This is a genomic window from Streptomyces eurythermus, from assembly GCF_014649115.1.
GTDB lineage: Bacteria > Actinomycetota > Actinomycetes > Streptomycetales > Streptomycetaceae > Streptomyces > Streptomyces eurythermus.
Genome location: NZ_BMSK01000004.1, coordinates 226,712 through 241,765, shown reverse-complemented (window position 1 = coordinate 241,765; position 15,054 = coordinate 226,712). Strand labels below are relative to the sequence as shown.

At 73.4% G+C, this 15,054-nt stretch carries 10 protein-coding genes; 6 read left to right on the top strand and 4 right to left on the bottom strand.

The features are described 5' to 3' along the window. The first annotated feature begins 41 nt into the window (after nt 1-41). Nucleotides 42-2,768: a DNA polymerase I gene (polA, locus tag IE251_RS08975; RefSeq protein ID WP_189752368.1), complete on the top strand. Its 2,727-nt coding sequence runs from the start codon at nt 42-44 to the stop codon at nt 2,766-2,768. A gap of 1,084 nt (nt 2,769-3,852) precedes the next feature. Next, complete coding sequence (locus tag IE251_RS08970) at nt 3,853-4,272, top strand: hypothetical protein (RefSeq protein ID WP_189752367.1); 420 nt, start codon at nt 3,853-3,855, stop codon at nt 4,270-4,272. Here the strand turns inward: IE251_RS08970 and IE251_RS08965 are convergent. Beyond that, on the bottom strand, nt 4,172-5,050 hold the full coding sequence (locus IE251_RS08965) for a DUF4184 family protein (protein ID WP_189752366.1): 879 nt from the start codon (nt 5,048-5,050) through the stop codon (nt 4,172-4,174). The genes IE251_RS08970 and IE251_RS08965 overlap by 101 nt on opposite strands. A gap of 319 nt (nt 5,051-5,369) precedes the next feature. On the opposite strand from IE251_RS08965, the gene IE251_RS08960 reads away from it, so the two are divergent. From IE251_RS08960 to pgfA, 3 genes are all read left to right on the top strand, one after another. Then, nucleotides 5,370-7,127 (top strand): lytic transglycosylase domain-containing protein, encoded by a 1,758-nt coding sequence (locus tag IE251_RS08960; RefSeq protein ID WP_189752365.1) that lies wholly within the window; start codon nt 5,370-5,372, stop codon nt 7,125-7,127. Between the two features lie 181 nt (nt 7,128-7,308). Then, the gene (locus tag IE251_RS08955; RefSeq protein WP_189752364.1) at nt 7,309-7,443 is read left to right on the top strand and encodes an SPW_0924 family protein; all 135 of its coding nucleotides are present in this window, start codon (nt 7,309-7,311) and stop codon (nt 7,441-7,443) included. 26 nt (nt 7,444-7,469) lie between these two features. Then, nucleotides 7,470-8,462, top strand: coding sequence for a cell envelope lipid trafficking protein PgfA (gene pgfA / locus IE251_RS08950; protein ID WP_189752363.1), 993 nt, complete (start codon nt 7,470-7,472; stop codon nt 8,460-8,462). Here the strand turns inward: pgfA and hrpB are convergent. After that, complete coding sequence (hrpB, locus tag IE251_RS08945) at nt 8,452-10,965, bottom strand: ATP-dependent helicase HrpB (RefSeq protein ID WP_189752362.1); 2,514 nt, start codon at nt 10,963-10,965, stop codon at nt 8,452-8,454. The genes pgfA and hrpB overlap by 11 nt on opposite strands. Before the next feature lie 134 nt (nt 10,966-11,099). After that, entirely contained in the window at nt 11,100-11,936 is an 837-nt protein-coding gene (locus IE251_RS08940; RefSeq protein WP_189752588.1) for a class I SAM-dependent methyltransferase, read from the bottom strand. A 365-nt stretch (nt 11,937-12,301) separates the two neighbouring features. On the opposite strand from IE251_RS08940, the gene rpsA reads away from it, so the two are divergent. After that, on the top strand, nt 12,302-13,798 hold the full coding sequence (gene rpsA / locus IE251_RS08935; RefSeq protein ID WP_030792463.1) for a 30S ribosomal protein S1: 1,497 nt from the start codon (nt 12,302-12,304) through the stop codon (nt 13,796-13,798). A 138-nt stretch (nt 13,799-13,936) separates the two neighbouring features. Here the strand turns inward: rpsA and IE251_RS08930 are convergent, their stop codons facing one another. Next, nucleotides 13,937-14,890 (bottom strand): right-handed parallel beta-helix repeat-containing protein, encoded by a 954-nt coding sequence (locus IE251_RS08930; RefSeq protein WP_189752361.1) that lies wholly within the window; start codon nt 14,888-14,890, stop codon nt 13,937-13,939. Between the last annotated feature and the right edge of the window lie 164 nt (nt 14,891-15,054).

Sequence of the window (15,054 nt, the reverse complement as noted above, 5' to 3'; positions counted from 1 at the left end):
GGCGGTCCGGGTTGTCAGTGGCTCGTGGCAGGATCGGTGACGTGGCAGAGACAGCACCGAAGCAGACCGACAAGACCCCCGGCGGCACCCGTCCCCGGCTGATGCTCATGGACGGGCACTCGCTGGCCTACCGCGCGTTCTTCGCGCTGCCCGCGGAGAACTTCACGACCGCGACCGGCCAGCCGACGAACGCGATCTTCGGCTTCGCGTCGATGCTGGCCAACACCCTGCGTGACGAGGAGCCCACGCACCTCGCGGTGGCCTTCGACGTCTCCCGCAAGACCTGGCGCTCGGAGCGGTTCACCGAGTACAAGGCGAACCGCTCCAAGACCCCCGACGAGTTCAAGGGCCAGGTCGAGCTGATCGGCGAACTGCTCGACGCCATGAACGCCCCGCGCTTCGCCGTCGAGGGGTACGAGGCGGACGACGTCATCGCCACCCTCGCCACCCAGGCCGAGGCCGAGGGCTTCGAGGTGCTGATCGTCACCGGCGACCGCGACTCCTTCCAGCTGATCACCGAGAACATCACCGTGCTGTACCCCACGAAGGGCGTCTCGGAGCTGACCCGGTTCACCCCGGAGAAGGTTTTCGAGAAGTACGGCTTGACGCCCGCGCAGTACCCGGACTTCGCGGCCCTGCGCGGCGACCCGTCCGACAACCTCCCCGGCATCCCCGGCGTCGGCCCGAAGACCGCCACGAAGTGGATCAACCAGTTCGGCTCCTTCGCCGAGCTGGTCGAGCGGGCCGACGAGATCAAGGGCAAGGCCGGCGAGAGCCTGCGCGACCACCTGGAGTCCGTCAAGCTCAACCGCGTCCTCACCGAGCTGGAACGGCAGGTCGAGCTGCCCCGGACGGTCACCGACCTGGAGCGGGCCCCGTACGACCGCAAGGCCGTGGCGATGGTCCTGGACACCCTGGAGATCCGCAACGCGTCCCTGCGCGAGCGCCTCTTCGCCGTCGACCCCGGCACGGAGGAGACCGAGACCGCCCCGGTCACCACCGACGGCGTCGAGATCGACGGCAGCATCCTGCGCACCGGTGAGCTGGCCCCCTGGCTCGCCGAGCACGGCGCCGGGCCGCTGGGCGTGGCCACCGTCGACACCTGGGCCCTGGGCACCGGCTCGGTCGCCGAGGTCGCGCTCGCCGCGGCCGGGGGACCGGCGGCCTGGTTCGACCCGTCCGAACTGGACGAGGCCGACGAGAACGCGTTCGCCGCCTGGCTGGCCGACGCCGGCCGGCCCAAGGTGTTCCACAACGCCAAGGGCGCCATGCGGGTCTTCGCCGAGCACGGCTGGAGCGTCGAGGGCGTCGGCATGGACACCGCCCTCGCCGCGTACCTGGTCAAGCCCGGCCGCCGCTCCTTCGACCTGGACGCGCTGGCCCTGGAGTACCTGCACCGCGAGCTGACGCCCGCCGCCGCGGCCGACGGCCAGCTGGCCTTCGGCGCGGACGAGGGCGCCGAGGCCCAGGCGCTGATGGTCCAGGCCCGCGCCGTCCTGGACCTGGGCGAGACGTTCGAGGACCGCCTGCGGGAGGTCGGCGCCGCGGACCTGCTCCGGGACATGGAGCTGCCCACCTCCGCGCTGCTCGCCCGCATGGAGCGGCACGGCATCGCGGCCGACCGGGCGCACCTGGAAGCGATGGAGCAGATGTTCGCGGCTGCGGTGCAGCAGGCCGTGAAGGAGGCGCACGCGGCGGCCGGCCGCGAGTTCAACCTGGGCTCGCCCAAGCAGCTCCAGGAGGTCCTCTTCGGCGAGCTGGCGCTGCCGACGACGAAGAAGACCAAGACCGGTTACACCACCGACGCCGACGCCCTGAAGTGGCTCGTCACCCAGACCGACAACGAACTGCCGGTGATCATGCTCCGCCACCGTGAGCAGGCGAAGCTCCGGGTGACCGTCGAGGGCCTGATCAAGACCATCGCGGGCGACGGCCGTATCCACACCACGTTCAACCAGACGGTGGCCGCGACCGGGCGCCTGTCCTCCACGGACCCGAACCTGCAGAACATCCCCGTGCGCACCGACGAGGGCCGGGCGATCCGCCGGGGCTTCGTGGTGGGCGAGGGCTTCGAGTCCCTGATGACCGCGGACTACAGCCAGATCGAACTGCGGGTGATGGCCCACCTCTCGGAGGACGAGGGCCTGATCCAGGCGTTCACCTCCGGCGAGGACCTGCACACCACGGCCGCGTCCCAGGTGTTTGGGGTCGAGCCCCAGGCGGTGGACGCGGAGATGCGCCGCAAGATCAAGGCGATGTCGTACGGCCTCGCCTACGGTCTGTCCGCGTTCGGCCTCTCCCAGCAGCTGAACATCGACGCGGGCGAGGCCCGCGCCCTGATGGACGCCTACTTCGAGCGCTTCGGCGGGGTGCGGGACTACCTGCGCCGGGCGGTCGACGAGGCGCGCGCCACGGGCTACACGGCGACGCTCTTCGGCCGCCGCCGCTACCTGCCCGACCTCAACAGCGACAACCGGCAGCGCCGGGAGGCGGCCGAGCGCATGGCCCTGAACGCGCCCATCCAGGGCACGGCGGCGGACATCGTGAAGATCGCCATGCTGAAGGTGGACAGCGCGCTGCGGGCAGCGGACCTGAAGTCCCGCATGCTGCTCCAGGTCCACGACGAGATCGTCCTGGAGATCGCCCCCGGCGAGCGGGCGGTCACGGAGGAGATCGTCCGCCGGGAGATGGCGAACGCCGTCCAGCTGAGGGCCCCCCTGGACGTCTCGGTCGGCGTCGGCCCGGACTGGGAATCAGCGGCCCACTGACCCCGCCAGGCGGCGGAGAGCCCACCCCGCACCGACCAGAGCCTTCCCGCTCCGCTCCGTGCCCCTCTCCGCCGCCACCCCGGCCACCCACGGCGACACCGTCCGGCCGACCGCGCCGCCGGACGGGAATGATCTGCGCCGCAGGGACGGTGCCCGCCGCATCGGCCGACCGTCGTCACGTGGGACGACCGCCGCCGCACGCGGGCCGACCGCTGCCAGTCGCCACACGGACGGCAGCCGCCCCACTTGGCTGACCGCTGCCGCGTCGGCAGCCCGCAGCCCTACCAGAGGGCCCCCGCCACACCGGCCACCGGCGGCCGACTCGCCGCGGTTCCGCCCGCCACGCCTCCGGCCGCCCGCCACGCCTCCGGCCGACTGCCGTGCCTCCGGCCGACTCGCGGAGCCACCGCCTGCCGCGTCTCCGGCCGACTGGCCGCGCCACTGCCTGCCGTGCCTCCGGCCGAGTCGCCGCGCCACTGCCTGCCGCGTCTCCGTCCGCCCGCCACGCCTCCGGCCGAGTCGCCGCGCCACCGCCTGCCGCGTCTCCGTCCGCCCGCCACACCGTCCACCGGCCGACTCGCGGAGCCACCGGCAGCCGCGTCCCGCCACCAGCCGCCCACAGCCACACCGGCAGCCCGCCACGCCTCCGGCAGCCCGCCGCCACACCGGCAGCCCGCCACGCCTCCGGCAGCCCGCCGCCACACGGGGACGACCTCCGCCGCACGGACGACGTCGGCCCCAGGGTCTGACCGCCGCCACCGCCCCCTTCCCCCTCCGCCCCCTCCCGTCCTCCGCCGCAACGGCGATCGACCACCACGGCGCAGACCGGCGGTGCCGAACCCGCCGTCCCCCCGAAGCAACCCAGCCCCGCACCGCATCCCCAGGCAGCCCCGCACCCCGCCCCCCGAAACAGCCCCACCCCGCACCCCCGAAGACCCCCACACCGCATCCCGGAACAGCCCCCAAGCCGCACCCCGGAAAACTGCCCCCACCCCGACAACCCGGCCGAACCCCCGGAGGGCCCGTCACTCTCGTGGCCCCCGTCAAAACGCCCCCCACCGCCCGCAGCCGCAACACTGCGGGCATGGGTATACGCATGCTTCACCGCCGGACGCCCGAGGCAGCCGCCGGGGCCTGGGCGGGTGTCGCCTCGGCGCAGGCCGTGCCCGCCGCGCCGGTTCCGGCCCTCGCGGCCGACGCAAGCACCGCCCGCATCCCGGCCGACCTGGCCACGACCGTCCGCACCGTCACCAAGGGCCTCGGCCGCGGGCTCGCCGCCCGCCCCGCCCGCGTCCCCGACTGGCGCCAGTGGACCGACCTGGCCCGCGGCTATCTCGCCCTCGCGTTCGCTTTGCTCCCCAGAGCACGCCCCCGGAACAAGCTCACGGTGTTCGTCGCCCCCCTCACCGAGCGACCGGCCGCCCCCGGCCCGCACCGGCCACCCCACCCTGCCCCCCATGATCCCCGTGACCTCCGGGACCGGCGGCCGGACGCCAGACCCTGACCCCCACGGCGTACACCAGCAGCCCCGGCACCAGCCCGGCGCCCACCCCGAAGCACAGGGTGGGTACCAGCTCCCACGGCCGGGCGCCCGTACCGCCCCGCTCCCACCAGGGGGCCGTCCGCCGCACCGCCCCCGCCAGCGCGCAGCCCCCGATCACCGCGAGCGCCCACCACCGGTCCCGTACGGACAGCACCGGCACCCCCACGGGCACCCCGCCGGGCAGCCGTCGTAGCGCCCGGACCACGAACACCGCGATCAGCGCCGCGCCCGCCGCCGACGACCCGTACTGCAGCCAGGTGTACAGCGGCACGCCCGCCGGACGGTCCCGTCCGATGGCCGGAACCAGCCGCGTACCCCACCGGTCGTGATGGGTGAACGCGTCCCACACCACATGGGTCAGCGCGCCGAGCACCGCGGAGGCGTACCACCGGACCACCGAGCCGCCCCGCACGCGCGCGCGGGGCGTTCCACAGCGCAGCAGGGCGGCCGGCCGCCCCTGCCACGCCCGCGGCAGCAGCGCCAGCAACGGCTCCCGGGCCGCCAGCCACAGTCCCGCGAGCGCCCAGGCGAGGAGCACGTCGACCGTGACGACTCCGGTGAACGCGTGCGTGACCGAGCCGAACCCCATGCCACCCGGCAGGACATCGGCCGCGTAGTAGGGCAGATCGGGCGCGCAGGAGCCCGTCACGAGCACCGCGGGCACCAGCCGGCCCCGCCCGCCGCCGTCCCGGCGGACCGCGGGCAGCACGGCCGCCGCATGGCTGAGCGTGAACGGCAACGGAGCCTCCTGAGCGTACGGCGGCTCGTACGGGACCGCCGGTGACCGGATCCGGCCAGTATCCGTGACGCCGCTCCAGGGCAGCGCGCGGCGACCGAGGTTGGCCGGACGGTGAACTTCGGGTATCAACGTGTGCCCGTTGACAGCAAGTTGTCGTAGGGTCACCAGGGTCCCCCTGCCGGGCGCACGGTGACACACACGGCGCTCGGGCGCAATGACGGAACAGGGGCAACCAGAGCACCGGGTCAACCGTCACACCAGAGCGAGGCAGGCAGCGACGGAGACGGACGCGCGGGCGTCCACGGGAGGGGTTCACTCTATGGCGGCGCATTTCGGCAGGCGACTGCGCAAGGGGGCGGCGAGCACCGCCGTGGCCGCGGCGGCGGTCGCGGCTCTCTCCGCGTCCCAGGCTCCGGGAGTGGCCGGCGAGGACAACAGACCCGCGACGGCCGGAGCCACCAATTCCGTTCCGGACGGCACCGGCGGTGCCACCGGCAACTCGCCGTACTACACGGACCTCCCGCCGCTGAAGAGCCCCGAGCCCGGCCCCTCGGCCCCCGTCGGTACGCCCGTTTCCCGGGGCGACGCTGAGGCGGGCATTCCGGCGACGGTCCTCGACGCCTACAAGAAGGCCGCGGCCGAACTGCGCACCTCCAAGCCCGGCTGCAACATGCCCTGGCAGCTGCTGGCCGCCATCGGCAACGTCGAGTCCGGGCAGGCCCGCGGCGGCCAGGTCGACGCCGACGGCACCACGCTGCACCGGATCCTGGGCCCGCAGCTCGACGGCAACGGCTTCGCGCTCATACCCGACACCGACGGCGGCGCGTACGACGGCAACAGCAGCTACGACCAGGCCGTCGGGCCCATGCAGTTCATCCCGTCCACCTGGGCCTGGGCCGGCCGTGACGGCAACGGCGACGGCAAGAAGGACCCGAACAACATCTACGACGCCGCGCTCGCCGCGGGCCACTACCTGTGCCGCAACGACTGGGACCTGTCCCGCGAGGCCGACCTGCACAGCGCGATCCTCAGCTACAACAACTCGCAGGACTACCTTGCTTTGGTCCTGAACTGGATGGAGTACTACCGCAAGGGCGCCCACACCGTCCCCGACGGCACCGGTGGCGTCCCGGAGCACCGCAGCGACGAGGGCACCCAGCGCGTCCCGTCCCCGCGCCCGACCCAGCCGCCGACGACCAAGCCGGCTCCGAAGCCCCATGAACCCGGCGACGGCAACGGCGGCAACGAGACGCCCGGCCCCAAGCCCCCCACGCCGAAGCCGCCCGTCCCGCCGACGCCCACGCCCCCGGGGACGCCCACCGACCTCGTGGACCACCTGACGGGCACGGGCACCGGGAAGCTCACCGCGATGGCCGGCGACGCCTTCACCGAGCGGATCGGCGTGCGTGCCGAGACCAAGGTCGGCAAGTCCGTCGCCAAGGTCAGGATCAGGTTCACGCTCACCGGCGACACCGACGCCACCTTCGCCGGCGGCGAGACCGTCGCGACGGTCGCCACCGACGCCAAGGGCGTCGCGCTCGCCCCGCCGCTCCAGGCCGGGGAGAAGACGGGCGACTTCAAGGTGACCGCGGCCGTGGTGGGCCGTCAGGTCAAGGGCGTCGACTACACGGCGACCGTCACCGAGCGCGTCGCCGACGCCCTGGCCCGCACCGGCACCGACCCGCTGATCTGCGCGGCGGGCGGCGAGTTCGCCGGGCAGGTGCAGGTGAAGGCGACCTACCGGGGCGCCGCCGCGGGCAAGGTCGCGGCCACCGCCACCGTGGTCAAGTCCCTCCTCGACGCCACGCCGAACGACAAGGGCCCCTACTTCAAGGACGCCACCGGAAAGCCCGTACGCTCCCTCACCGGCCTCCGGACGGACGCGAAGGGCCTGCTCACGCTGCCCAAGCTGTACGCCGACGACACCACCGGCACCTTCCTGCTCCGCGTCACCACCGCGGGCGGCGCGACGCTCACCGTGCCCCTGACGGTGGAAGCCGCTTCCCCGGCCGTTCCCACGCCGGACCCGTCCGCCTCCTCGGGCAGCCCCGCCCCGGATCCGTCCGCCTCCTCCTGAGGCCGCGCGGCACACCACCAGGGCGCCCTCCCCGCTCACCGGGGAGGGCGCCCTCGTCCGTGCGTGCGGCCCTGTTCTCATCTCGCCCGCGCGTTGCTACGGTGCCGGACCTGACGGGCCGTCAGCGTATGGGCGGCCAGTCGGTCCAGTCAGGACACGACCGCCCGCAGGGAGGCTTCGCATGCGCGCCCTGATCGCCGCCGCGACCGGTCTCGCCCTCGCGTTCGCCCTGGTCCTCGCGATCAGCGCGCTGGGCCGGCCGTCGGGCCGGACATCCCCCGAACCGCTGCTGACGACGGTGCCGGCACACCCCTAGCCGCGCCCGTCCGGGAGGGAGCCGCCATGCGCCGCACGGCAAGCCTGGTCCTGCTCGCCTGCGCCGTGTGCTGCGCCGCGCTGGCCCCGCTGCTGCGCTGGTACGCCTTCCCGCGCCTGGCCCGCGTCCCCGCCCACCAGTACCAGGCGATGGTCCTGGAGGCCCGCGACGCCACCCTCCTCGACTACGGCACCATGCGCGCGAAGAAGGTCCCCAAGGTCACCATCGTGCAGACCCTCAAGGGGAACGTGGAGGCCGCGCGGCGGATCGAGAGGACGGCGGGACGGCCCGTCGTCGTCTGGGACAGCCTGTCCTACGTCCAGGGCCCCGACGGCAAGATGGTCTCCAAGGTGCCCGAACGGTACATCTTCGACGCCCACGGCCAGGACCCCGTGCACGCCACCGGCGAGATGGTCGACGGCGACCCGGTCCGGCGCGAGGGCATCGAGTTCAAATGGCCCTTCCTGACCCGGAAACGGGACTACGCGTACTTCGACGCCCAGACCCGCACCACCAGCCCCATCCACTACCGCGGCACCCGGACCTTCCGCGGCCTGACGGTCTACCGCTTCGAGCAGACCGTCCCCTGGACCAAGGTCCGCATGCCGAAGACCATGCCCGTGCGGGGCATCACCCCGGAGACCGTCGCCGGGACCGGCACCACCCGCTGGTACTCCACGGTCCGCAGGTTCTGGGTCGAACCGGTCACCGGAGCGCCGGTCTACGGCGAGGAGATCCACCGCGAGGAACTGCGCGGCGGCACCCTGCTCGGCGGCCGCGCCAAGGTCACCGCGTTCGCCGGGCACGTCAAGATGCGCGAGGACTACATCGCCCACACGGTCGCCCTGGTCAAGCACAACCGCACCCTCGTCCTGGCCCTCACCTCGTACGCCCCCCGGGGCTCCCTCGGCCTCGGCCTGCCGCTCCTCGCCCTCTCCCTCTGGCTGGAGGCCCGCGCCCGGCGCCCCCGGGGCCCGGCACCCGCCCGGCCCGAGGAGCCCGCACCGGTCAGCGCCTGAGCCGCGCGTTGGTGTACCGGGTGGGCTCGGCGGACGCCGGGTCCTCGGGCCACGGATGCTTGGGGTACCGGCCGCGCAGCTCCGCCCGCACGGCCCGGTAACCGTCCGCCCAGAAGGAGGCGAGATCGGCCGTGACGGCGGCGGGCCGCCCGGCGGGGGAGAGCAGATGCACCAGCAGCGGCACGCCCGCCACGGCCGGCGTCTCCCGCAGCCCGAACAGCTCCTGGAGCTTCACGGCGAGCACCGGCCGCTCCGGATCCCGGTAGTCGATCCGGATCCGGGACCCGCTCGGCACGGTGATCCGCTCGGGCGCGAGTTCCTCGAGCCGGGCCGCCTCCCCGCTCGCCCACGGCAGCAGCCGGGCCAGCGCCTGCCCCGCGTCGATCCGGGCGAGGTCGGCCCGCCGCCGGGCCCGGCCCAGCTCCGGCTCCAGCCACTCGTCCACGCGCGCGTGCAGCGCGTCGTCCGACACGTCCGGCCAGGGCTCCCCGAGGTGCGCCCGCAGGAACGCCAGCCGCTGCCGCAGCCCCAGCGCCTCCGGCGACCAGCGCAGCAGCCCGAGCCCCTCCTCCCGGAGCCCGTCCAGCAGGGCGGCGCGTACGAGCGCGGGGTCGGCGTCCTTCAGAGGGCGTACGGCCAGCTCGATCGCCCCCAGCCGCTCGACGTGCCGGGCCACGACGTCCCCGCCGGCCCAGCGCACCTCGTCCCGCTCACCGAGCAGGGCCCCGGCGGCGGCCCGCGCCACGTCCTCGTCGACGGCCGCGCCGAGCCGCACGCGCGCGTGCCCCTTCCCCGCGGGCCGGTCGGCGACGGCGACCACGATCCACGGCGCCCCCCGCAGCCCCGACCCCTCGGCCGGCTCGACCCGGGTCCCGGACGCCATCAGATACGAGCCCCCGTCGAGCCTGGCCACCCGCTCGGGGAACGCGAGAGCGGCGACCAGCCCCGCGAGCCGGTCGTCGCCGGTGCCCGGACCGACCCGGACGGCCCCGTCCCGCGCGGGCGGCTCGGCGGACCCGGCCGAGACGGCACGCAGCCGCCGTACCTCCGCGGCCCACCGCGCGCCGTAGGCGTCACCACCGGCCCGGGCCCGCCGCAGCGCGCCCGCCAGGTCGTCGCCGTACTCCCGCGGCACCTCCTCGGAGAGCAGCGCGACCACCGGCGCCCCCTCCCCGCCCGTGTCCAGCAGCGCCCGCCCCAGCCGGGGGTGCACGCCCAGCCGGGCCAGCCGCGCACCGGTCTCCGTGGCCCGCCCGGCGCGGTCCACCGCTCCGACCGCCGCCAGCACGGAACGGGCCGCCGCCATCGCCCCGCCCGGCGGCGGATCGAGCAGCGCCAGCCCGGAGGCGTCCGGATCGCCCCAGCAGGCCGCCTGAAGGGCGAACGAGGTCAGATCGGCCACCTTGATCTCCGGCGCCGGAAAAGCCGGCAGCCGGCCGTCCTCGGCCTGAGCCCAGCACCGGTACACCACCCCCGGCGCCTCCCGCCCGGCCCGGCCCGCCCGCTGCCGCCCGGCCGCCCGCGAGGCCCGCACGGTGGTCAGTCCGCTCAGCCCGCGCGCGTGATCCACCCGCGGCTCCCGGGCCAGCCCGGAGTCGACCACCACCCGCACCCCGGGCACGGTCAGCGACGACTCGGCCACGGACGTCGCCAGCACCACCCGGCGCCGCTCCCCGGCCGACAGCACCGCGTCCTGCACCACCGCCGGAGCCCGCCCGTGCACCTGGAGCACCTCCACCCCGCCGAGATCCCCGAGCAGCCCCGCCACCCGCGCGATCTCGCCCACGCCGGGCAGGAAGCACAGCACGTCCCCCTCCCGCTCGGCCAGCGCCCGCCGCACCACCGACGCCACATGCGCCGGCAGCGCCGGATCCACCCGCATCCCGTGCGGCGGCCGCAGCGGACGCGCCGGCGGCGCCCACACCACCTCCACCGGATGCGCCACCCCCGCCGCCTCCACCACCGGCGCCCCGCCGAGCAGCCGCGCCCACCCCTCGGCGTCCGTGGTCGCCGACGCGGCCACCAGCCGCAGCTCCGGCCGCAGCGCCTGCCGCACGTCCCACAGGAACGCGGCCACCGTGTCGGCGTCCAGGTGCCGCTCGTGGCACTCGTCCAGGACCACCACGTCCACCCCGGCCAGCTCCTGGTCGCGCTGGAGCCGCTGGAGCAGGACGCCGGTCGTCACGACCTCCACGCGCGTGTGCCGCCCCACCGCCCGCTCGCCGCGCACCGTGAAGCCGACGCTCTCGCCCGGACGCTCGCCCAGCAGCCACGCCATGCGCCGGGCCGCCGCCCGCGCCGCGATCCGCCGCGGCTCGGCCACCACGACCCGCCGCGCGGGACCGTCGCCCACCAGCCCCGCGAGCACGAGCGGCACCAGCGTCGTCTTGCCGGTGCCGGGCGGCGCCACCAGCACGGCGGTCCCCTCACCCTCCAGGGCGTCGGTCAGGGCGGGCAGGGCGGAGCGCACGGGCAGCGCGTCCAGAGCGTCGTAACGGATCACGCCCCCAGTGTCGTACGACGGGAAAACGGCCCCCACGCGCGCGTGGGCCCTACGAAAACACGCGATGATCACACGCGGTGATCAGATGACTCCCGCGGGCTGTTTTCGGACGGCTTCAGTCCCGCCGGACGGCTTCAGTCCCGCTCGCACACGAAGATCGCCGTGCCCGGGATCAGGTTCCCGCGCAGGGGTGACCAGCCGCCCCACTCCGAGGTGTTCCACGCAGGCCACTCCGGCTCCACCAGGTCCACCAGCCGGAAGCCGGACGCCACGATGTCCCGCACCCGGTCGCCGAGCGTCCTGTGATGCTCCACGTACACCGCCCGGCCGTGCTCGTCCTGTTCCACATAGGGCGTGCGGTCGAAGTAGGACGCGGACACCGACAGGCCCTCGGGGCCCGGCTCGTCCGGGAACGCCCAGCGGATCGGATGCGTCACCGAGAACACGAACCGTCCGCCCGGCCGCAGCGCCCGGCGCACCTCGCGCAGCACCAGCCGCGGGTCGGCCACGAACGGCAGCGCCCCGTACGCGGAGCACGCCAGGTCGAAGGAGCCGTCCGCGAAGGGCAGCGCGCCGGCGTCGGCGCAGACCAGCGGGAAGGCCCCGCCGATCCGCAGCGCGTGCTGGAGCTGGCGGTGCGACAGGTCCAGGGCCACCGGCCGGGCGCCCTGGGCGGCCAGCCAGCGCGCGCACTGCGCCGCACCCGCGCCGATCTCCAGGACGTCCTTGCCCTTCAGCTCCTCCGGCCGGCCGAGCAGCCCGGCCTCCACCTCGTCCAGGCCCTCCGGGCCCCACACGAAGCGGTCGTCGCCGAGGAAGGTGCCGTGCTCGGTCTGGTACTCGTCCGCGTTCCGGTCCCACCAGCCCCGGTTGGCCCGGGAACTCTCCGTGACGTCCGCGTCACGCCGGGTGGCCTCCGGCTCGAACCCTTCGGACCGCTGAGGGTCGTGCGCTTCCGGCTCTTGGATGATCGGCTCCCTCGTCGTACTCTTCCGTCCAGCCCGCCGGAAGGGCCGAATGGGAGGGTTCCCATGGCCCCGTGCGGCCTGCTGACGCGATTTCTCCGCCGGAAATGCGGCGATCCGCCCCGGGTGTCCGCCGTCGCGCATTGACCCTGTCCGGCTGCCCCCGTATGCTACAAGTTGCGCTGCGGGCCTGCGCACCTCAGACGTAGCAGGCTGCGCTCGCATCTGTTGTATGTCCCCTCGGTTGTCGAGGCGCCATCACCAGCAATGGTGAGGCGCTTCCTTGGCTGTCCGGCTTCTGCAGAGCGAAACGGGCTCCCGGCGTAAGCAGTACCTACGACTTCAATGTCCGTACCGGAGCCCTTTCCCACATGACGAGCAGCACCGAGACCACCGCCACCACCCCGCAGGTAGCGGTCAACGACATCGGTAACGAGGAAGCATTCCTCGCAGCGATCGACGAGACGATCAAGTACTTCAACGACGGCGACATCGTCGACGGCGTCATCGTGAAGGTCGACCGGGACGAGGTCCTGCTCGACATCGGTTACAAGACCGAAGGTGTCATCCCGAGCCGCGAGCTCTCGATCAAGCACGACGTCGACCCGAACGAGGTCGTCGCCGTGGGCGACGAGATCGAGGCCCTGGTCCTCCAGAAGGAGGACAAGGAAGGCCGCCTGATCCTCTCGAAGAAGCGCGCCCAGTACGAGCGTGCCTGGGGCACCATCGAGAAGATCAAGGAAGAGGACGGCATCGTCACCGGCACCGTCATCGAGGTCGTCAAGGGTGGTCTCATCCTCGACATCGGCCTCCGTGGCTTCCTGCCGGCCTCCCTCGTCGAGATGCGCCGTGTCCGCGACCTCCAGCCGTACGTCGGCAAGGAGCTCGAGGCCAAGATCATCGAGCTGGACAAGAACCGCAACAACGTGGTCCTGTCCCGCCGTGCCTGGCTGGAGCAGACCCAGTCCGAGGTCCGCCAGACGTTCCTCACGACCCTCCAGAAGGGTCAGGTCCGCTCCGGTGTGGTCTCCTCGATCGTCAACTTCGGTGCCTTCGTGGACCTGGGTGGCGTCGACGGTCTGGTCCACGTCTCCGAGCTGTCCTGGAAGCACATCGACCACCCGTCCGAGGTTGTCGAGGTCGGCCAGGAAGTCACCGTCGAGGTCCTCGACGTCGACATGGACCGCGAGCGCGTCTCCCTGTCGCTGAAGGCGACCCAGGAAGACCCGTGGCAGCAGTTCGCCCGCACCCACCAGATCGGCCAGGTCGTGCCCGGCAAGGTCACGAAGCTGGTGCCGTTCGGTGCGTTCGTCCGCGTGGACGAGGGCATCGAGGGTCTGGTCCACATCTCCGAGCTGGCCGAGCGCCACGTGGAGATCCCGGAGCAGGTCGTCCAGGTCAACGACGAGATCTTCGTCAAGGTCATCGACATCGACCTCGAGCGTCGCCGCATCAGCCTCTCGCTGAAGCAGGCCAACGAGTCCTTCGGTGCCGACCCGACGGCGGTCGAGTTCGACCCGACCCTGTACGGCATGGCCGCGTCCTACGACGACCAGGGCAACTACATCTACCCCGAGGGCTTCGACCCGGAGACCAACGACTGGCTGCCGGGCTACGAGAAGCAGCGCGAGGAGTGGGAGCGCCAGTACGCCGAGGCGCAGTCCCGCTTCGAGCAGCACCAGCAGCAGGTCATCAAGTCCCGCGAGGCGGACGCCCAGGCCGCTGCCGAGGGTGGCGACGCCGCCGGTGCGGCTCCGGCCGCGGGTGGCGGTTCGTACTCCTCCGAGGGTGCGGACACCTCCGGTGCCCTGGCCTCGGACGAGGCGCTGGCCGCGCTGCGCGAGAAGCTGGCCGGCGGCCAGAGCTGATCGCTGCCGCTGAGGCTTAGCCGATAGCCGCTGAGGGGCCGTACCTTTCGAGGTACGGCCCTTCAGGGTTTTCCGTGTGGGTGCGGTCCGGAGTCGGCCGCGGGTCCGTCGTGGCTTGTCGCGCGGTTCCCCGCGCCCCTAGGGAGTCACCTGGACGTTGGTCAGTCCGTTACCGCCGGTCACCGTGTTGGTGTCGTACACCGTGGCCGGGCAGGTGGCGCTGTAGTTGGTGACGTTGATCGCCAGGCGGGTCGCGCCCGTCAGGGCCGACTTGTTGCCCTGGAAGACCGTGCCGCAGCCCCAGCCGGGCTGCTGGGTGTGGGTCTGGTAGCCGTCATTGGTGGTGGCGGTGCCGGTGTTGTCCTGGACGAGGACGTCGTTGCCCTTCACGTCGACCCAGGAGTCGTCGTAGTTGGCGCCGGTCAGGCCGCTGCCGTCGAAGGTGTTGCCGACGATCCGCGCGCCGGTCGTGCCCTCCTTGATGTCGACGTTCTCGCCGCCCACGTCCGGGCCGATCGTGTTGTTCAGGATCCGCACCCGGTCGCTCCGGTCGGACAGCGTGTTGGCGGTGCCCACGTACACGCCCTCGCCCATGCCCCGGCCGTCGTTCCCGGTGTCGTAGATCCTCGAGTTCTGGATCACGCCGTCCGCGCTGGAGGCGCGGAAGTGCACGCCCTCCATGTCCAGGCCGTGCACCGTGACACCGTCCAGGACGACGCCCCTGGCCGCGTCGACCATGATGCCCTTCTGGCCGCCGGTGACGGTCAGACCGCTGACCGTCCAGTAGGAGGCGCCGTTCAGGTGCAGCCCGTAGCCGCCGCCGGCGGTGAGCACGGCGTCCGGGGAGCCGGTCAGGGTGATGCGGGCGGCGGCCGTGGCCGGGACGGTCGCCTTGAAGTTGCCGGCGTAGCTGCCGTCCGCCAGGTGGATCGTGTCGCCGGGCCGGGCGGCGGCGAGCGCGGTCTTCAGCTGGGCGGCGGTCGCGAGCTCGACGGTGCCGGCGGCCGAGGCCGGGGCGGTGGCGGACAGGGTCAGGCCGCCGGCGGCGAGGGCGGTGGCGAGCAGGGAGGTGAGCGGCGTGCGTATGCGCATCGGAGGTGCCTTCCCGTCTTTCCCCTGCGTGAACGGCGATCGTCACCGTGAACTCGACGCCCGTGAAGGTACGGACCATGTGACAGGCCGTCAAGGCGTCGCCCCGCGGGAGATCCCCGACGAGCGGCGAGTGGCGGGAATTCCGCTGTTCCGGGGCGCGTTGT

Coding starts and splice junctions, on each gene's coding strand:
- IE251_RS08955 (WP_189752364.1), top strand. CDS start 7,309: ATGCGCGCCCTGATCGCCGCCGCGACCGGTCTCGCCCTCGCGTTCGCC.
- IE251_RS08960 (WP_189752365.1), top strand. CDS start 5,370: ATGGCGGCGCATTTCGGCAGGCGACTGCGCAAGGGGGCGGCGAGCACC.
- IE251_RS08930 (WP_189752361.1), bottom strand. CDS start 14,890: ATGCGCATACGCACGCCGCTCACCTCCCTGCTCGCCACCGCCCTCGCC.
- pgfA (WP_189752363.1), top strand. CDS start 7,470: ATGCGCCGCACGGCAAGCCTGGTCCTGCTCGCCTGCGCCGTGTGCTGC.
- rpsA (WP_030792463.1), top strand. CDS start 12,302: ATGACGAGCAGCACCGAGACCACCGCCACCACCCCGCAGGTAGCGGTC.
- IE251_RS08970 (WP_189752367.1), top strand. CDS start 3,853: ATGGGTATACGCATGCTTCACCGCCGGACGCCCGAGGCAGCCGCCGGG.